The 19337-nt window shown below is 31.8% G+C and carries 18 protein-coding genes; 15 read left to right on the top strand and 3 right to left on the bottom strand.

From position 1 onward, the window contains the following. Positions 1-104: 104 nt before the first annotated feature. From deoC to LY08_RS04525, 7 genes are all read left to right on the top strand, one after another. Complete coding sequence (gene deoC, locus LY08_RS04555; RefSeq protein WP_111659248.1) at positions 105-773, top strand: deoxyribose-phosphate aldolase; 669 nt, start codon at positions 105-107, stop codon at positions 771-773. A 154-nt stretch (positions 774-927) separates the two neighbouring features. Further along, the gene (gene deoD, locus LY08_RS04550) at positions 928-1626 is read left to right on the top strand and encodes a purine-nucleoside phosphorylase (protein ID WP_111659247.1); all 699 of its coding nucleotides are present in this window, start codon (positions 928-930) and stop codon (positions 1624-1626) included. 12 nt (positions 1627-1638) lie between these two features. Then, on the top strand, positions 1639-2157 hold the full coding sequence (locus LY08_RS04545) for a SixA phosphatase family protein (RefSeq protein WP_111659246.1): 519 nt from the start codon (positions 1639-1641) through the stop codon (positions 2155-2157). Between the two features lie 11 nt (positions 2158-2168). Further along, positions 2169-2681, top strand: a complete 513-nt coding sequence (locus LY08_RS04540; RefSeq protein WP_111659245.1) for a GNAT family N-acetyltransferase — start codon at positions 2169-2171, stop codon at positions 2679-2681. A 34-nt stretch (positions 2682-2715) separates the two neighbouring features. Beyond that, positions 2716-3174, top strand: a complete 459-nt coding sequence (smpB, locus tag LY08_RS04535) for an SsrA-binding protein SmpB (protein WP_111659244.1) — start codon at positions 2716-2718, stop codon at positions 3172-3174. A 104-nt stretch (positions 3175-3278) separates the two neighbouring features. Further along, on the top strand, positions 3279-5744 hold the full coding sequence (locus tag LY08_RS04530; RefSeq protein ID WP_111659243.1) for a DUF5686 and carboxypeptidase regulatory-like domain-containing protein: 2466 nt from the start codon (positions 3279-3281) through the stop codon (positions 5742-5744). Between the two features lie 196 nt (positions 5745-5940). Beyond that, positions 5941-6801 (top strand): TolB family protein, encoded by an 861-nt coding sequence (locus tag LY08_RS04525; protein ID WP_245907551.1) that lies wholly within the window; start codon positions 5941-5943, stop codon positions 6799-6801. Positions 6802-6821: 20 nt separating this feature from the next. On the opposite strand, the gene LY08_RS04520 is transcribed toward LY08_RS04525, so the two are convergent. Continuing rightward, positions 6822-7463 carry a protein-L-isoaspartate(D-aspartate) O-methyltransferase gene (locus LY08_RS04520; protein WP_111659241.1) on the bottom strand — a complete coding sequence of 214 codons (642 nt, stop codon included), beginning with the start codon at positions 7461-7463 and terminating at the stop codon, positions 6822-6824. A 159-nt stretch (positions 7464-7622) separates the two neighbouring features. Between LY08_RS04520 and LY08_RS04515 the strand changes: the two genes are divergently transcribed. The 8 genes from LY08_RS04515 to miaA all read left to right on the top strand — a co-directional run bounded on the left by LY08_RS04515 (position 7623) and on the right by miaA (position 17006). Next, complete coding sequence (locus tag LY08_RS04515; RefSeq protein ID WP_111659240.1) at positions 7623-8582, top strand: Gfo/Idh/MocA family protein; 960 nt, start codon at positions 7623-7625, stop codon at positions 8580-8582. A gap of 164 nt (positions 8583-8746) precedes the next feature. Continuing rightward, positions 8747-9634, top strand: coding sequence for a 3-hydroxyacyl-CoA dehydrogenase family protein (locus LY08_RS04510; RefSeq protein ID WP_111659239.1), 888 nt, complete (start codon positions 8747-8749; stop codon positions 9632-9634). A 123-nt stretch (positions 9635-9757) separates the two neighbouring features. Next, positions 9758-10996 (top strand): DUF1015 domain-containing protein, encoded by a 1239-nt coding sequence (locus LY08_RS04505; protein ID WP_111659238.1) that lies wholly within the window; start codon positions 9758-9760, stop codon positions 10994-10996. A gap of 124 nt (positions 10997-11120) precedes the next feature. Beyond that, entirely contained in the window at positions 11121-11774 is a 654-nt protein-coding gene (locus LY08_RS04500; protein ID WP_111659237.1) for a YggS family pyridoxal phosphate-dependent enzyme, read from the top strand. 103 nt (positions 11775-11877) lie between these two features. Continuing rightward, a complete protein-coding gene (locus tag LY08_RS04495) occupies positions 11878-13242 on the top strand; it encodes an exonuclease domain-containing protein (protein ID WP_111659236.1) in 1365 nt (454 codons plus the stop codon). After that, entirely contained in the window at positions 13239-15197 is a 1959-nt protein-coding gene (locus LY08_RS04490; protein ID WP_111659235.1) for a DUF3857 domain-containing protein, read from the top strand. The genes LY08_RS04495 and LY08_RS04490 overlap by 4 nt, the downstream gene beginning before the upstream one ends. 23 nt (positions 15198-15220) lie before the next feature. Beyond that, a complete protein-coding gene (locus LY08_RS04485; protein ID WP_111659234.1) occupies positions 15221-16072 on the top strand; it encodes an ion transporter in 852 nt (283 codons plus the stop codon). A gap of 19 nt (positions 16073-16091) precedes the next feature. Beyond that, positions 16092-17006 carry a tRNA (adenosine(37)-N6)-dimethylallyltransferase MiaA gene (gene miaA, locus LY08_RS04480; RefSeq protein ID WP_111659233.1) on the top strand — a complete coding sequence of 305 codons (915 nt, stop codon included), beginning with the start codon at positions 16092-16094 and terminating at the stop codon, positions 17004-17006. Between the two features lie 51 nt (positions 17007-17057). Here the strand turns inward: miaA and LY08_RS04475 are convergent, their stop codons facing one another. Next, positions 17058-17768, bottom strand: a complete 711-nt coding sequence (locus LY08_RS04475) for a response regulator transcription factor (RefSeq protein WP_111659232.1) — start codon at positions 17766-17768, stop codon at positions 17058-17060. 4 nt (positions 17769-17772) lie between these two features. Then, positions 17773-19302, bottom strand: a complete 1530-nt coding sequence (locus LY08_RS04470) for a sensor histidine kinase (RefSeq protein WP_245907550.1) — start codon at positions 19300-19302, stop codon at positions 17773-17775. Positions 19303-19337: the final 35 nt, after the last annotated feature.

Here is a 19337-nt window from a genome sequence, read left to right as displayed (position 1 = left end):
GCAACACAATACTTTCTTAAAGTGGCGTGTTGCTTTTTTTATGTTTAATACTTTTATGACATTAATCATTGTTGCACTTTTATAAAATCTGTAACTTTGATGCTATGCAATTAAACCAATATATAGATCATACCTTATTAAAAGCGACTGCTACAAAAGCAGACATTATTCAACTGTGTAGTGAAGCCAAACAACATCAGTTTTTTTCGGTTTGTGTAAATAGTTGTTATGTTGGTTTGGCTAAAGCCGAATTACAAGATAGTACCATTAAAGTCTGTAGTGTCATTGGGTTTCCGTTAGGTGCTATGAGTACTTCAGCTAAAGTTGAAGAAACCAAACAAGCATTAAATGATGGAGCTGATGAAATTGATATGGTACTAAACATTGGATTACTAAAAAGTAACGACTTTGATGCGGTTTTAAAGGATATTCAAGCAGTAAAATCGCAAATGCCAAACAACGTATTAAAAGTCATTTTAGAAACTTGTTATTTAAATGAAGACGACATCACCAAAGCAAGTACATTAGCCATAAAAGCAGGTGCAGATTTTATAAAAACTTCTACAGGATTTGGTACTGATGGAGCAACCATTAAGGACGTTAAACTAATGAAAAATGCAATTGGTAATGGCACCACTAAAATAAAAGCGTCTGGTGGTATTAGAGATACTAAAACAGCTTTAAAATATATTAATATTGGCGTGCAACGCATAGGCACATCTAACGGGATTGCTATTGTAACTGGTAGTAATTCAGTAAAAAACAACTATTAAATTTCTGATGTTAAAAACACTTCGACTGCGCTCACTGTGACCTAACATTTAACTTATAAACATTCAACTTTAAATATTTTCTAACTTTAAATACTTTCAACTTTATAAACTTTCAACTTTAAATACTTTCTAACTTTAAATACTTTAAACTAAAATGAGCATACACATTGGTGCCAATACTGGCGATATCGCAGAAACTATACTACTTCCAGGTGATCCGTTACGTGCAAAATGGATAGCCGAAACCTTTTTTGATAATCCAGTATGCTTTAATGAAGTCAGAGGAATGTTAGGTTATACCGGAACTTACCAAGGAAAGCGTGTCTCTGTAATGGGAACAGGAATGGGTGTACCAAGCATCTCCATTTATGCACATGAGCTTATCACTCAATTTGGAGTTAAAAACTTAATTCGTGTAGGAAGTTCGGGCTCTTACCAAAAACACATAAAAATTAGAGACGTTGTTTTAGCTATGGCTGCTTCGTCCAACTCTGGTGTTAATGAGCTACGTTTTGGTGGTGCAGATTATGCGCCTACAGCTAGCTTTGAGTTGTTTCAAAAAGCAGTAGAAGCAGCAAAAACCAAAAACATTCCAATTAAAGCTGGTAACGTATTTACGTCAGACGAATTTTATGCAGACGATTTTGAGTCTTATAAAAAATGGAGCAAATTTGGTGTGTTGTGCGTCGAGATGGAAACCGCTGGACTATACACAGTTGCAGCAAAACACAACGTTAATGCATTAGCCATTTTAACCATTTCAGACTCTTTAGTTACAGGAGAAAAAACAACCAGCAAAGAACGAGAAACCACCTTTAAAGAGATGATAGATATTGCTCTAGAACTTGCTTAATGTAAATTGAATATGAAAAAAATAATACTTATAGTCGGAATAATTTTAGTAAGTTGTTTAGTGTTTATTGCATTTACAAAACAAGAAGACTCTAATCAAACTACAACCTATTACTTTATTAGGCATGCCGAAAAAAACCGAAGTGATGCCACTAATAAAAATCCTGATCTGACCACCAAAGGTAAACGTCGTGCAAAATTATGGCAACGTCATTTTAAAAATAAAAAGTTAGATGCCATCTACTCTACTAATTACAATCGTACTCTAGCAACTGCTCGTCCTACTGCAGAGGACCAAAATCTAACCATAACAATTTATGATCCTCGCAACATAGATTATCAAGAGTTTAAAAATCAAACTAAAGGACAATCGGTTTTAGTTGTTGGTCATAGTAATACCACACCAAGCTTTGTAAATGCCATTATAAATCAAGAAAAATATCAAGATATTGATGATTCCATCAACTACAAACTGTTTATAGTTACTATTACAGACGGAAAAATTACAGACAAAGTCATAGACATCAAATAATTGTTTTGTAAATGAGTAATTGTGTTAGCTTAAAAGTCATTCAGTTATCAGATCATGATACGTTATTAGCATTGATGCAACGTATTTATCCACCTGCTTATAAGTATTTATGGCAAAATGAAGATTGCACCTGGTATCTCCATTCGCAATACGGATATAATAATTTTAAACAGGAATTACAACAACCAAATTCTGACTATTTTTTTATCCAACAAGCTAACAAACACATTGGTATACTCAGATTAGTGCATAACACGGAAACAAAATCTACAAAGCTTCATAGGTTATACTTAGATCAAGACTATCAAGGACAAGGATTAGGTAAAAAAATGATGACTATTACCAAAGAGATTTCAAAAAAAAATCAGTCTAACACATTATGGTTAGAAGCTATGCAAAACCAACAACAAGCATTACAATTTTATTTAAAACAAGGGTTTTCAATCCAAAACACTTACCAATTGCCTTTTGATTTAATTCATGAACATTTAAGAGGGATTCATAAAATGTCCAAGCAAATTTAATGGCTTTACATTCTATTTTATTAGCTTTGCTATAATGCAAAAAAAGATAAACATACTTAATAAAAAGGCTAAATTTCATTACGAAATCTTAGACAAATATACTGCTGGAATAGTCTTAACTGGTACAGAGATAAAATCTATTAGAAACAGTCAAGCGTCTATAGCAGAATCGTTTTGTGAATTTAACGAACAAGGCGAACTGTTTGTCATTAACATGACTGTACAAGAGTATGCTTATGGTAATTACTACAACCACAGACCAAAAGCAGAACGTAAATTACTTCTAAATAAAAAAGAACTTAAAAAGCTTCAAAAAGAAGTGAATACCTCTGGATTAACCATCATTCCGTTACGTTTATTTTTAAACGAAAAAGGCTTAGCAAAACTTGACATTGCTCTAGCTAAGGGTAAAAAACTATACGATAAACGCGAAACCATTAAGGACAGAGATAATAAGCGAAACCTAGATCGTATTAAGAAAATTTACAAATAATTTATAGTTTCTATAACAAATAGCAATAACTTTAAGTTATAAGTTTGAAGCTAGGCAACCATTATAATAATATGTGCGTCTATTCTATTAAACAACCAACTTAAATGAAATATTCCTTTTTTACGCTATTAGCTTTAATCAGCTCGTTGTCCTTTGCTCAAATAACTGGAACCGTTACTTCAGACCAAAACCAACCGCTTCCTGTTGTTAATATTTTTATAGAAAACACCTATACAGGAACAACCACAAATAACGATGGTAACTATCTTTTAGACGTCTCAAAAACTGGCGATTATACTATCACCTTTCAATACTTAGGTTATAAAACGGTTAAGAAAAAGGTAAGCATCAAAACATTTCCTTTTGTTTTAGATGTTGTTTTATCAGAAGAAGATATCAATTTAGATGAAGTAGTTATAAATTCTGATGAGAATCCAGCAAACGAGATTATTAGAAAAACCATTGCCAATCGAAAAGACAACCTCAACAAACTTAAGGCTTATAAAGCTAATTTCTATTCCAGAGGATTATTACAATTGGTAGATGTTCCAGAAAAAATATTAGGACAAGAGATTGGCGATTTAGATGGTGCTTTAGACTCGACCAGAAGCGGTATTGTTTATTTATCCGAAACCATTTCTAAGTTAGAATACCTATCACCTAAACCAATAAAAGAAACCATTACAGCTTCAAAAATAAGTGGAGATAGTAATGGGTTTAGTTTTAATAACGCAACAGATGTCGAGTTTAATTTTTACAAAAATACTTTCGAGTTGGGTAGCGAGATTGTCTCTCCTATAGCAGATTTCGCCTTTAATTACTACAGATATAAGCTAGTAGGTACTTTTTATGACGATTTAGGAAACCTCATCAATAAAATAGAATTACTCCCAAAACGTCAAAACGACAAAGCGTTTGGTGGTTTTATTTATATCATCGAAGACCAATGGAGTTTGTTTGGTGTAGATGTCACTTTAACTGGGCAACAAGCACAGATTCCAGCAGTAGACATATTTAAAATTAAACAGACCTTTACTTACTACGATGCTGAAAAACTTTGGGTAAAAACCACGCAGTTATTCGATTTTACTTTTGGGATATTTGGCATAAATGGAGATGGACGCTTCACTGCAGCTTATAGCAATTATGACTTTAATCCAAATTTTGATAAAAATAATTTTGGCAGAGAAATCCTCTCGTTTGAAGACAATGCTAACAAAAAAGATTCTCTGTTTTGGGAAGACAAAAGACCTGTTCCTTTAACCAATGCAGAAGTTGAAGATTACGTCAAAAAGGATAGCATCCAATTAGTAAGAGAATCTAAACCATATTTAGACTCTATTGATGGTGTTAATAACAAATTTAAATTGGGTAATATCTTAAGTGGTTATAGTTATAACAACTCTTACAAAAAAACCTCATTTAACATCACCTCGCCTATTAGTAAAATGGCATTTAACACCGTACAAGGTTGGAATGGATCAGTTACAACTAATTACACCAAACGGTTTGAAGACAGACAACAGTACTTCAACTTGTCATCAACAATTAATTATGGCGAGTCTGACGATAGACTAAGAGGAACAGCACAAATTAATTATAGATTTAACCGAAAAAACAGAGCCTTTATATCCTTATCTGGAGGTAGTAAAGTGGAGCAATTTAATCCTAGTTTAACTAGCTTAGAAGCGTTAAACACCTCGTATTCGCTGTATGCAGAGAAAAATTATTTAAAAATTTACGATCGTAGTTATGCACAACTAAATTACAGTCAAGAACTGGTTAATGGACTGTTTGTATATTCAGATTTAAGTTACAATCGCAGACAACCGTTGTTTAATACCACAGATCAAGCTTGGTATCCGCAAGACGACAGAAACTACACTAGCAATAATCCTTTAGACCCAACAGCTTTTGGAGTTGCATCTTTTGATGCGCATCACATCATGAAGTTTAATCTAAACACACGTATAAATTTTGGACAGAATTACATGAGCTATCCTTTTGGTAAATTTAATATTCCAAATGGTAAAATACCCACCTTATATTTGGGCTACGAAAAAGGGTTTGCTAGTACAAACGACAACTATAACTTTGATCAGTTTAAAGCACAACTCTACCAGAATGTAAACTTGGGTAACAAAGGGGATTTTACCTATTTTATTAAAGGAGGTGTGTTTAACAATGCAGACGATATTGCCTTTATGGATTACCACCATTTTAATGGTAATCAAACCAATGTCGTTTTAGATGGTAACTACATCAATAATTTTAAAATATTACCATATTATGCGTTAAGTACCAATAAGGCTTACGCCGAAATCCATGCAGAACATAATTTTAAAGGATACATATTAAACAAAATCCCATTATTAAATAAGCTTAATTACAACTTAGTTTTAGGCTTTAATGCTGCAGCTACCAAAGAAAATAAACCATATACCGAATACTCTATTGGATTAAGCAATTTAGGTTGGGGAAAAGTCCGTTTTTTACGTGTGGATTATGTTAGAGCCTATCAAGGAAGTGGATTAGTTAATGATACCTTTTTATTTGGGTTTAGTTTTTAGTTAGTACACTTTTATCAAAATTTGATTGTATTAAAAAAATCAACTAACTTCGTTTAACGACTGATATAAAACACTTGTACTGAGCTTGTCGAAGTATTCTAAGACTTTCATTTCTTATTAGCAAACAGCAAAATAACCCTAACTAATGGATACATTTAAATTTTTGATATTTCTAATAATTTTAAACTCGTGCAAAATGAGTAAAAAAGAAATATTGAATAATGAAGCATCCTTAACTAACCAAGAAATAGCTTTTGTAACCAATAGAGATGGTAACTCAGAAATATATGTAATGGATATAAATGGAGAGAATTTGAGAAATATTACAAAAAATGATTCTCTAGATTTTAGTCCATATTGGTCAAGAGATACGCAAAATATTTATTTCTATTCTAAAAGAGATGGTAATGCAGAGATATACACAATCAATTCTGATGGCACAGGATTAAAGCGATTAACTAATCATCCAACAACTGACGTCCTTCCTAAATTATCACCAGATGGAGAAACAATTGTATTTATAAGTGATAGGGATTCTATTTCTAGGAACATATATTTAATGAATAAGGACGGTTCAAATATCAGACAATTAACAAAAAACAGTTTCTACGAAGAAAGCCCAAGTTGGTCAAATAATGGTCAAGAAATTTTATTTACTAGACAATTACGTAATTTGTCGGATACTTCTCACGCTGGAAATGGCGAAATACACATAATGGATTTAAATGGTAAAAATGTAAGAAGACTAACTAACAAAATTGGTTATGATTCTGGTGCTAAATTTTCACCAAACGGAAAACTAATAGCTTTTTATGGTGTTAAGGATAATAACTGGGACTTGTTTATAATGAATTCTGATGGGACTAATTTGTACAACCTTACCAATGATAATATTGAATGTTATTCCCCAGATTGGTCAGCTGATGGACAATGGCTTGTATATACTGCAGGAAATAATGGAAATTATAATATTTGGAAAATAAATGTAAGCACAAAAGAACGAATTCAATTAACCAATACCAAGGGTAGAAATGAAAGTCCTGTTTGGAAAAAATAGTTTGTAGCTAATAATGTTATTTAATTCTTATCCTCCAAAAGCGGAACAAACCTAAACTCGCCAAACTCAGTCTTTTCAAATTCTTTTGGACCTTTTCTAACAAACAACGTCATGGTTTGCACATCCTCACCAACAGGAATCACTAAACGTCCACCAATTGCCAATTGTGCTAATAATGGTTTAGGTACAAATGGTGCACCAGCAGTCACAATGATACTATCAAAAGGCGCTTCTTCTTTTAATCCTTTGTAACCATCTCCAAAAATTAGTTTTTTTGCTCTGTAACCCAGTTTTGGTAAAAAACGACTGGTTATTTTAAACAGTTCTTGCTGCCTTTCTATACTAAATACTTTAGCACCAAGCTCGCACAACACAGCTGTTTGGTAGCCACTTCCTGTACCAATTTCTAAAACTTTGTCACCTTTTTTAACTTGCATTAACTCGGTTTGAAACGCTACAGTATAAGGCTGAGATATGGTTTGGTTTGCTGCAATCGGGAAGGCTTTGTCTTGATACGCATGGTCCAAAAAACTAGAGTCCATAAATAAGTGTCTTGGTATCTTGCCAATAGCGGTTAAAACAGCCTCGTTAGTAATACCTTTTGCTTTAATCACACTAACTAATTGCTGTCGTAAACCTTTATGTTTAAAAGTATCTTTCAATGGTTTTGGATAGTTTAGAGCCTAAAATTACTTCATTTTTTAATAGCTAAAAAGGAAAATCATTCAATTTATAATTTCTTCTTAAATCCTATATTTAATTATTAATTTCATATAAATTACTACATAAAAAACTTATTTTTGTTGAAAACGATATAAACTATGCTAAAAGCTGGTGTATTAGGTGCTGGACACCTAGGAAAAATTCATCTTAGATTATTAAATCAATCCAAAAAATTTGAGCTTGTCGGATTTTATGATGCAGATCCAGACAATGCTAAAAAAGTGGAAGCCGAGTTTGGTTACAAATACTTTAGTACTATTGAAAGTTTAATTGACGCAGTAGATATGGTTGATATTGTCACACCTACTCTGTCGCACTATGACTGTGCTAAACAAGCCATATCTAAAGGCAAACATATTTTTATTGAAAAGCCAATTACCAACACAGTACAGGAAGCAGAAGCATTAAGGACTTTGGTTGCAGAATTTGGCGTGAAAGGTCAGGTTGGACATGTCGAGCGTTTTAATCCTGCGTTTATTGCTGTTAAAGACCAACTAGACAGTCCTATGTTTATTGAAGCCCATCGTTTAGCAGAATTTAATCCTCGTGGGACAGATGTTCCTGTAGTATTAGATTTAATGATTCATGATATTGATGTGATTTTAAGTGTGGTAAAATCTAAGGTTAAAAATGTATCTGCAAGCGGAGTTTCAGTTATAAGTGACACGCCAGATATTGCTAATGCACGTATCGAGTTTGTTAATGGTTGTGTTGCCAATTTAACAGCCAGTAGAATTTCGCTTAAAAATATGCGAAAAACACGATTTTTTCAACGTGATGCTTATATCTCTGTCGATTTTCTAGAAAAGAAATGTGAAGTGGTAAAAATGAAAGATGCACCTGAGAATCCTGGAGATTTTGACATGATTTTACAAAATGCTGAAGGCGTTAAAAAACAAATCTATTTTGATAACCCAGACATCTCTAGCAATAACGCTATTTTAGATGAGTTAGAATCTTTTGCTGAGGCTATAAATAACAATACTACACCTATTGTAACATTACATGATGGTACAGAAGCCTTACGTGTGGCAACCATGATTATTGATCAGTTTTAAATAGCAATATGATGACAAAACAAAAAGAACAACAAAAAAAATCGCTTTGGTCTTACATCGTCGATTTTTTTGCCAAAGTACTATTTGGTAACAAAAAAAAGTAATCTATAAATAAAAGTTTCTCTCGATACTTCGGGATAACGGAATTTAAACATAATTTTTTAATGAAACATGTAGCAGTAATTGGTGCAGGCACAATGGGTAATGGTATTGCCCACACGTTTGCACAATCAGGATTTAAAGTACAATTAATAGACATTAGTGAAGCGTCTTTACAACGCGGAATGGATACGATTGCTAAAAATTTAGACCGTATGGTCGCTAAAGAAAAAATCACTGAAGCTAATAAAGCGGAAACTTTAGGAAACATTACCACGTTTACAAATATTGAAGCTGGTGTAAAAAATGTAAGTCTAGTTGTTGAAGCTGCAACAGAAAATATTGATTTAAAACTAAAGATTTTTAAGCAGTTAGACGACGCTTGTCCAAAAGACACCATTCTGGCTACTAACACCTCTTCTATTTCTATTACACAAATAGGTGCTGCAACGTCTAGACCAGACCAAGTTATTGGGATGCATTTTATGAATCCTGTTCCAATCATGAAATTAGTCGAGATCATTCGTGGGTATAACACCAGTGATGACGTGACTAACACTATCATGGACTTATCTAAAACCTTAGGTAAAACACCTACAGAAGTTAACGATTATCCTGGTTTTGTGGCTAACAGAATTTTAATGCCAATGCTAAATGAGTCTATCGAAACCTTATACAATGGAGTTGCTGGTGTCGAAGAAATTGACACAGTCATGAAACTTGGTATGGCACACCCAATGGGTCCATTACAATTAGCAGATTTTATTGGATTAGACGTGTGTTTATCCATATTAAATGTGATGTACGACGGATTTAAAAACCCAAAATATGCACCTTGCCCATTATTAGTTAATATGGTACGCGCTGGTAAATTAGGCGTTAAATCTGGTGAAGGTTTTTATGATTATTCAGAAAGCAGAAAAGCAGAGAAAGTTGCTAAACAGTTTGTTTAGTTAAAAAATATTGTCATTGCGAGGACGCAGGACGTGGCAATCTTTTTATGTTTTAAGGTAAATTTAAAAAGATTGTTACGTCGATCCTTACGTCACTCCTCACAATGACAAAAAATTTTATATATGACCAAAATCCTCCCATTTAAAGCAGTACGACCAACCAGAGACAAAGTTAGTTTGGTTGCTTCACGCTCGTATCAAAGTTATACGCAAGCAGAACGAGAGGCACGTTTGGACTATAATCCATTTTCGTTTTTACACATTGTTAATCCAGGGTATAAATATGACAAAGAAATTTCTGGAGAAGCTCGTTATAAATTGGTAAAAAACAGGTATTCTGAGTTTAAAGAAGATGGTGTATTTATTCATGACCAAAACCCTTGTTTCTATATTTATAAAATTGTCGATAGAGATTTACAAGAGTTTAATGGTATTGTAGCTGCAGCAAGTGTGGAAGACTATAACAATAATGTTATTAAACGACACGAAGACACCATAGCTTCTAGAGAAGTTATTTTTAAAGATTATCTAAAAACAGTTGGTTTTAATGCAGAACCTGTACTACTCACCTATCCCGATAACGATACAATTTCTCAAATAATTACAGAAAAACAAAAAGAACGTGCCGAATTTGAGTTTACAACAACGTACAGAGACACGCATTATTTATGGCAAATAGAAGATAAAGCAGATATAGATGCTATTACCAAAGCCTTTAAAGCAATGAAAACCTTGTACATAGCAGATGGTCATCATCGGTCATCATCGTCTCAGTTATTAGCAGAAGAGTTAAAAAACGAAAATCCAAACCATACAGGTAAAGAGAGTTATAACTTTTTTATGAGTTATTTAATTTCGGAATCAGAGTTACGTATTCATGAATTTAATCGCTTAGTTAAAGACTTAAACGGATTATCTAAAGAGGAATTTTTAATACAATTAGATACCATCTATCGTATAGAAAACAGAGGTATTATGCCTTATCAACCCTCTAAACCACATCATTTTAGCATGTATTTGGATGGCGAGTTCTACTCGTTGTACCTAAGAAAAACAGAGTATGACATTAAAACGTCTTTAGACGAATTAGATGCGCAAATACTATACAAAACCATATTACAACCTATTCTAGGCATCACCGATTTACGTAACGATAATCGTATTTTTTATTTAAGCGGAAAAAAAGATATTGTAAACCTAAAAAGTAAGGTCGATAGTCAAGAATTTACTGTTGGATTTGGCATGGTTCCTGCGACCATAACACAAATGAAACAAATTGCTGACGAAGGACTAACTATGCCACCAAAAAGCACGTATATTGAGCCAAAAATTAGAAGTGGTGTGACTATTTATGAGTTTTAGGAGGAAGGGAAAAGAGAAAAAGGGATGAGGCATTAGTGGTCATTTCGAAGTTATAAGAAATCGTGTTATTTTTACAATACAAATCAACAACATTAATAAGATTCTTGCCTACGCAGGAAATAGTATGAATATAAAACATAACCTAAACAAAATAAAACAATCTATTCCAAAGCACGTCACTTTGGTAGCAGTATCTAAAACAAAACCAGTTAGTGACTTGATGGAAGCCTATAATGCTGGTCAACGCATTTTTGGAGAAAACAAAATCCAAGAAATGGCTGACAAATATCAAGAAATGCCAACAGACATCAAATGGCACATGATAGGTCATGTACAACGTAATAAAGTGAAGTATATGGCTGAGTTTGTGGATTTAATTCATGGTGTAGAAAGCTTCAAACTACTAAAAGAGATTGATAAACAAGCCAAAAAGCACGATAGAATTATCGATTGTTTGCTTCAAATTAAAATAGCTGAGGAAGATTCTAAATTTGGGATGTCTCCAAGCGAAGCTTCGACTATTTTGCAGTCAGAGGACTTTTCAGTTTTAAAAAACGTCAATATTATTGGTGTTATGGGAATGGCAACTTTTACAGATAATCAAAATCAGATTAAACAAGAATTTGACTTATTAAAATCTACTTTTGATACGCTAAAAACAATAAAACCAGACCTTTCTACGATTAGTATGGGAATGAGTGGTGATTACCCATTAGCAATAGATTGTGGTAGTACAATGATTCGGGTGGGAAGTAGTATATTTGGAACCAGAAATTAAAATTAATGTCATTGCGAGTAAAACGAAGCAATCTCTTTAAATTAAAAAGATTACCACGTCGCTTTGCTCCTCGTAATGACAACCATAAAAAAAGCATACACATATTTACACAATAGTAGACATAGAAACCACAGGTGGTAAGTACAATGAGGAAGGAATAACCGAAATAGCCATCTATAAATATGATGGTCATGAGGTGGTAGATCAGTTTATCAGTTTAGTCAATCCAGAGCGAGACATTCAACCTTTTGTAGTTAATCTTACAGGTATAAATAGTAAAATGCTACGTAATGCGCCTAAGTTTTATGAAGTGGCTAAACGTATTGTAGAAATTACCGAAGACACTATACTAGTGGCTCACAACGCACAATTTGATTACAGAATTTTAAAAACCGAGTTTAAAAGACTAGGATTTCCTTTTGAACGTGAGACTTTGTGCACAGTAGAATTGGCTAAGGATTTAATTCCGGATCAAAAATCGTACAGTTTGGGCAAATTGGTACGTTCTCTAGGTATTCCTGTAACAGACAGGCATCGTGCATCTGGAGATGCGCTTGCAACTGTTAAACTATTTAAATTACTACTTAATAAAGACACCACTAAAACCATTATAAAAGACTCTATTAGAAAAGAACCAAAGTTCCAGATGGAACCACGATTAATAGATATAGTAGATCAACTTCCATCCATAACAGGTGTGTATTATATGCACAAAGAAGATGGTGAGATTATATACATTGGTAAAAGTAAAAACATTAAAAGTAGAGTTAATCAGCATTTTACAGGTATTACACCAAAATCAAAAAAAATGCAATCTCAAGTTGTTGCAGTAACTTATGAAGCAACAGGAAGCGAGTTGGTAGCATTGTTAAAAGAAAGCGAAGAGATTAAACGCAACAAACCTATCCTTAACAGAGCATTACGCAGAAGCATTTTTACACATGCTTTATACAGTTTTACAGACCACAACGGTTACATTAATTTAACTATTGAAAAAGCAGACGGTAAACAACCTTGTATTACTACGTTTAGCACTAGACAAAGTGGACGCCATTTTTTAGAAAAAATGGTCGAGCAGTATCAATTATGTCAAAAGCTATCTGGTTTGTATAAAACAAGTTCTAGTTGTTTTCATTACGAAGTCAAAAAATGCGAAGGTGCTTGTATCCAAAAAGAACCTGCTGAAACTTATAATCAACGTGTGCAACAGTTGTTAGACAAATACAGCTATAAAAACAAAAACATGGTGATTATAGATAGAGGTCGAGAGGTGGATGAGCGCAGTGCCATTTTAATACAAAATGGTGTGTTTAAAGGATTTGGCTTTTTTAATTTAAATTACCAAATTAATAATTTAGAAATTTTGGAAACTATTATTACTCCAATGGAAAACAATAGAGACCAACAACATATTATTCAAAGCTATTTACGAAAAAATAAACGTTTAAAAATTATTCAGTTACAATGAAAAAACTATTATTCTTACTACTTTTCTCAAACATTACCATTTCTCAAAATACATTTAATACAGAAAATTTTAGTGTTAGTAATTCGGATATAGAATTAAATACATTTAAACAAGACACTACTGCTAATGCTTTAGTAATTTATGAATTTGGAAATGCAGAAATAGATAAAAAAAGATTTAATTTAATATTTAACTATCAGAAAAAAGTTAAGATTTTAAATCGTAATGGTTTTGATAAAGCTAATGTCTCTATTTATTTATACAATTCAGGAAAAAATAAGGAAAAGATTAAAAATTTAGTAGCTACTACTACTAACTTAGAAAATGGGACTCTTAGACGAACAAATTTAGATGCATCTCAAGTATTTGAAGAAAAAGTAAATGCTAATTATACCATTTACAAATTTACTTTACCAGATATTAAAGAAGGTTCTGTTATAACCTATAGTTACACGCTTGAAAGTCCGTTTATTTATAAATTTCAACCTTGGTATTTTCAAGAAGACATTCCTAAACTTTACAGTGAATACAACACAAGCATACCAGGAAACTACAATTATAACATAAAATTAGTTGGAGAATTACCATTAAAAGCAAATAGTAGTCAAATACAAAAGCGTTGTATAGAGCGTAGCAATGGAGCAACTGCCGATTGTACTGTATCTAAATATAGTATGGAAAATATCCCTGCATTTATTGAAGAAGAATATATGACAGCAGCTAAAAATTACTTATCTAGAATTGAATATGAATTAAAAATTATAAAAGGATTTGATGGTTCTGTAAAAAATATTACCAAATCATGGGAGTCTGCTGATGTAGAGCTTAAATATGACGATAATTTTGGAAAACAATTAAAAAAAGAAAAATTAGTTAAGAATCTTATTGACAAAGAGTCATTAAGCCTGTTCACAAATGATTTAGATAAAGCAAAATACATTTTTGATTTTGTGAAAAACAACTATACATGGAATAAGTATTATAGAATATTCAAAGACGTATCCTTAAAAGATATAATAGAAGAAAAATCTGGTAATGTTGCAGAAATTAACTTACTACTATACAACCTTTTAAAAAAACACAATATAAAGGTTTACCCTATATTAATATCTACTAGAGATAATGGTTTTGTTACTAAATTATATCCTGTAATTTCAGAATTTAATTATATTATTTTAAGAGCTGAAATTAATGGAGAATCTTATTTTTTAGACGCAACAAACCCTTCTTTAGTATTTGGCCAAATACCGTTTGAGTGTTTAAATGAATATGGAAGAGAAATAAATTTTGAGGATGGTAGTCGATGGGTTGATATTAATTTAGACAGTTATACATCTTCTCAATATAATGTTAATATTAATATTAATGATGATAATACATTTTCTGGAACAGTCACCATCATTAAAATTGGATATAAAGCATTAGAAACTAAAAAAAGATATAGAAAAAATGAAACAGACTATTTAAAATATTATAAGAACACATATCCTGACTGTAGCTTTGAAGATTTAAAAATTGAACAAGATGATTCCAACAACTCAACTTTTACAGAAACTTTTTCAATTTCTGCACCTTTAACTACCATAGGAGATAAAATTTATTTAGATCCTTTTATTTTTAAATTTTTATCAAAAAATCCTTTACAACTTAACACTAGAACCTATCCTGTAGATTTTGGTTATAAAGACTTATTAATTTATAATATAAAAATCAATACAAATAATAAGTATAAAATCTTAGATTTACCAGAAGATAAATCGATTCAATTAGTTGGTAATTCTGGATTACTTGTTTTTAAAAATAAGAAAGAAGATAATCTAGCAGAATTATATTTTAGAACCAATTTTAAAAACTCAATTTATCCAACAAGTTATTACACGGAACTTAAATCTTTTTTTAAAAACATGGTTGACATTCAGAATAACTCTGTTTTTGTGCTTCAAAAAAGCAACTAAAGTTAATTTAGTATTTTTACAATATGACTAATGAAGAAAATAAACCAGACTGGAAACGTAAATTATATAAAATAATTTACCACACAGACACACCTGCTGGTAAACTTTTTGACCTAGTTTTACTTGTTTTAATTATTGCAAGTATTTTATTAGTCATGGTAGAAAGTGTTGAAAGCTACGCCAATAAATATGGTACGTTTTTAAACATTGCAGAATGGATTATTACCATACTATTTACAATAGAATACATTGCTAGAGTTATAACCATAAATAATCCTAAAAAATATATTTTTAGTTTTTATGGTATTATTGATTTTTTATCTACCATACCAAAATATCTATCTTTCTTTTTCATTGGATCTCACTCTCTAGTTGCGTTAAGAGCATTACGCTTAATGCGAATTTTCAGAATTTTAAAATTAGCCCGTTTTATTGGTGCCTCTAACAATTTTATTAGAGCATTAAGAGCTAGCAGAGTTAAAATTGCAGTGTTTTTGTCTTTTGTAATTATTCTTTGTGTAATATTAGGTACAGTCATGTATTTAATAGAAAGTGGTGAAGATAGTGGCTTTACAAGTATTCCAAGAAGTGTGTATTGGGCAATTGTAACTCTTACTACTGTAGGTTATGGTGATATTGCACCTGTGACGTCTTTAGGTCAATTAATTGCGTCATTAATTATGATAATTGGTTATGGTATTATAGCTGTACCAACTGGAATTGTCTCTGCAGAATTTGCAACTCAACCCAATACAGATGCAAAAGCTAAAAAAGCTATTGAGGAGCCAGAAACTAAAACTTGCCCAGGGTGCCTGACTAGTGATTTACGCAAAAAGGCACAGTATTGTTATGTGTGTGGTGCAGAGGTTAAATAATGTCTAAATATAAAGTCCACTGGAAGTTTCAAACAAATATTTAATATCTATTGTTGGTCCTACTGCTATAGGTAAAACAGCACTAAGTATCCAATTGGCTAATTATTTTAAGACTGAAATCATTTCAGCAGATTCTAGGCAGTTTTTTAAAGAAATGAGTATTGGTACTGCAGCTCCAACTAAAGAAGAACTAGAAGCAGCTAAACATCATTTTATTCATCATAAATCTATAACTGAAGCGTATAATGTTGGTGCTTTTGAAAAAGAGGCTATACAACAAATAAAAACCCTTCATCAATCTCATGATATTGTAATTATGGTTGGTGGATCTGGATTGTATGTTGATGCAGTTACTAGAGGGTTGGACAAGTTTCCTGAGGTGGATAAAGCAATCCGAAAACAACTTAATAACCAATTAGAACAAGAAGGTTTACAAACACTTCAACGTCAATTAAAACAATTAGATCCTGTGTCTTTTGATGCAATTGCAATTGACAATCCACATCGTGTAATTAGAGCACTAGAAATTTGTATTGGAAGTGGTCAGCCTTATTCTTCGTTTTTAAATAAAGACAAAAATAAAAGACCATTTAAAACCATTACCATTGGTTTAGAAGCAGAAAGACCCATTATTTACGACCGTATTAACCAACGTGTCCATAAAATGATTGAAGCTGGTTTAGTTGAAGAAGTAAAAACACTACTTCCCTTTAAACACTTAAACAGCTTAAATACTGTTGGTTACAAAGAAGTTTTTAATTATTTAGAAGGCGAATGGACTTTGGATGTTGCAATTTCTGAAATTCAAAAAAACAGTAGACGTTTTGCTAAACGCCAATTAACTTGGTTTAGAAAAAACCCTGAAACACATTGGTATGATTATACAACCGCTTTAAAAGATGTAATTATTTTAATTGAATCCCAATTACAATAGAGCATAAAAAAACCAGCAAAAGCTGGTTTTTTTTTATATAAATATTAAGATTTAGTGATCTTGATTTACTACTAGTCTAAAGCCTTCACCGTGAATATTTAAAATCTCCACTTTAGGGTCTGGTTTTAAATACTTTCTAAGCTTTGCGATGTAAACATCCATACTTCTAGACGTAAAGTAATTATCATCTCTCCAAATTTTTGTTAAGGCTAATTCACGTGGCATCAAATCGTTTTCATGTAATGCTAACATGCGCAATAACTCATTTTCCTTAGGCGATAACTTTACTGGTTCTTCATCTTTAAACTTTAAAAAACGTAGTTTAGAGTTTAAGTCAAAAGACCCAATTTTAAATTCAAATTGTTTGCTATCTGCAACAGAGTCGTTAGCCTTACGTTGCATAATGGCTTTAATCTTCATTAATAGGACTTCGCTATCAAAAGGTTTATTTAAATAGTCGTCTGCGCCTACTTTATACCCTTTTAAAACGTCTTCTTTCATTGCTTTTGCAGTTAAGAATACGATTGGCACATCTGCGTTTTTTTCTCTAATTTCTTTTGCTAATGTAAACCCGTCTTTATATGGCATCATAACATCTAAGATACATAGATCAAAATCACCACGTTTAAACTTTTCGAAGCCTTCCATACCGTTTTTAGCATGAGTTACTTCGTAATCGTTCATTGTTAAATAATCTTTTAAAACGGTTCCAAAATTTGGATCGTCCTCTACTAATAATATTCTTTTTAATTGTTCATCCATAATACTAAGAGATTAGTGGAAGCTTTATTGTAAAAGTACTTCCTTTTTCTTTTTCACTTTCTACTGATATGTGACCTTGATGGTCTTCTACTATTCTTTTTACATAGGCCAATCCTAATCCATGACCTTTTACGTTATGTATATTTCCTGTGTGTTCTCTATAAAACTTTTCAAACACGCGTTTTTGAGCTGTTTTACTCATACCACTTCCATGGTCTTTAACATGCACTAAAATATTGTTAGCCACAACTTCTGTGGTGACTATTATTTTTGGTGCTTCTGGAGAATACTTAATAGCATTATCCAGAATATTAACTAAAACGTTAGTAAAATGTGTCTCGTTAGCCAACACGGAAGATCGCTCTGCGTTAAGATTTACCTCAACATGACCTCCTCTATCTTCAATAATTAACTCAACGTGTGTAATAGCATCCTCTACTAAGTCGTTTAAGTCAACACGTTCCTTACTAATATTTAGTTCGTTTTTTTCAAGTTTAGATATTCTAAGCACGTTTTCTACTTGTGCATGCATACGTTTATTCTCTTCTTTAATCATGCCTAAATAACGCAGTACTTTTTCTTTATCGTCAATTATTTTAGGGTTTTTAATAGAATCTAAAGCCAAATTGATGGTGGCAATTGGTGTTTTAAATTCGTGCGTCATATTATTTATAAAATCTGTTTTGATTTGCGAAATTTGACGCTGTCTAATTAATTGGTATAAAGCACTAGAGTAAGCAATTATGATAATTAACGTAAACACTATTGATAAAACTAGCATGGTTAATATAGACGAGAAAATAAACTTTTTACGTTCTGGAAAATTAACTAACAACCTGTAGTTGCTTTTATCATTTTCATTGTAAAAAAAGGGTACACTAAACGTGGATGCTTTTTCATACTGAAAATCTTGTGTTTTAATTTTAGTCGCTAAATCGTTACTATAAATTGCAAACTCGTAACCAATATCAATGTCATCTTCCAACAATTTTAAAGCTAACAATCTATCTATTTTATCTATACTAACACGTTTGTGTATAGGTTTTAAATAGGCTTTATCTTTATAGACTGTTTCAAGTGCTATTTGAGTACTTTCGTTTAGTTTACTTAATCTAGATAACATTGCTGATAAGTTTTTACTTCCATCAATGGTATTGTTTTCTATAATTTCAGTTTCACGTTTTTGTAAAATTCTTTTAACGTTTAAACTATCTAAACCTATGTCAAAGAGCGCTGATGAAACTTTAAAATTTTCTTCTAAAATTCCGTTTCTGTAGATTACCGTTTCGTTAGAGTCACTATTATCTTCTTTAATATAAATATTAATAATAGCAGTAGTATCATTAATTTCGCCTTGATTTAATAACTCTGTAAACTTAATTAGGTATTCTTCCTTCTCATCGTTTTCAATGGTATTGGACACATAACTTAATGCTTTTTTTACATTAAAGTTAAATTGCTTCTCTGTATTTTGAAGCGAATTGTTAATGTAGTATGCCTGTACTAAAATAATTCCTATTAAAGAACAGCTCATTAAAATGACCAATACAAGAAAAATCCTTTTATTCA

Source organism: Olleya aquimaris (assembly GCF_003259525.1).
Classification (GTDB): domain Bacteria; phylum Bacteroidota; class Bacteroidia; order Flavobacteriales; family Flavobacteriaceae; genus Olleya; species Olleya aquimaris.
This window is presented reverse-complemented; position numbering and strand designations above follow the sequence as displayed.

What these genes read in the sequence shown, in the direction of transcription:
- LY08_RS04500 (WP_111659237.1), top strand. Translation starts at nt 11,121, where the DNA reads ATGAATATAAAACATAACCTAAACAAAATAAAACAATCTATTCCAAAG.
- deoC (WP_111659248.1), top strand. Translation starts at nt 105, where the DNA reads ATGCAATTAAACCAATATATAGATCATACCTTATTAAAAGCGACTGCT.
- LY08_RS04475 (WP_111659232.1), bottom strand. Translation starts at nt 17,768, where the DNA reads ATGGATGAACAATTAAAAAGAATATTATTAGTAGAGGACGATCCAAAT.
- LY08_RS04470 (WP_245907550.1), bottom strand. Translation starts at nt 19,302, where the DNA reads ATGAGCTGTTCTTTAATAGGAATTATTTTAGTACAGGCATACTACATT.
- smpB (WP_111659244.1), top strand. Translation starts at nt 2,716, where the DNA reads ATGCAAAAAAAGATAAACATACTTAATAAAAAGGCTAAATTTCATTAC.
- LY08_RS04525 (WP_245907551.1), top strand. Translation starts at nt 5,941, where the DNA reads ATGAGTAAAAAAGAAATATTGAATAATGAAGCATCCTTAACTAACCAA.
- LY08_RS04485 (WP_111659234.1), top strand. Translation starts at nt 15,221, where the DNA reads ATGACTAATGAAGAAAATAAACCAGACTGGAAACGTAAATTATATAAA.
- deoD (WP_111659247.1), top strand. Translation starts at nt 928, where the DNA reads ATGAGCATACACATTGGTGCCAATACTGGCGATATCGCAGAAACTATA.
- LY08_RS04490 (WP_111659235.1), top strand. Translation starts at nt 13,239, where the DNA reads ATGAAAAAACTATTATTCTTACTACTTTTCTCAAACATTACCATTTCT.
- LY08_RS04505 (WP_111659238.1), top strand. Translation starts at nt 9,758, where the DNA reads ATGACCAAAATCCTCCCATTTAAAGCAGTACGACCAACCAGAGACAAA.
- LY08_RS04540 (WP_111659245.1), top strand. Translation starts at nt 2,169, where the DNA reads ATGAGTAATTGTGTTAGCTTAAAAGTCATTCAGTTATCAGATCATGAT.
- LY08_RS04510 (WP_111659239.1), top strand. Translation starts at nt 8,747, where the DNA reads ATGAAACATGTAGCAGTAATTGGTGCAGGCACAATGGGTAATGGTATT.
- LY08_RS04530 (WP_111659243.1), top strand. Translation starts at nt 3,279, where the DNA reads ATGAAATATTCCTTTTTTACGCTATTAGCTTTAATCAGCTCGTTGTCC.
- LY08_RS04515 (WP_111659240.1), top strand. Translation starts at nt 7,623, where the DNA reads ATGCTAAAAGCTGGTGTATTAGGTGCTGGACACCTAGGAAAAATTCAT.
- LY08_RS04545 (WP_111659246.1), top strand. Translation starts at nt 1,639, where the DNA reads ATGAAAAAAATAATACTTATAGTCGGAATAATTTTAGTAAGTTGTTTA.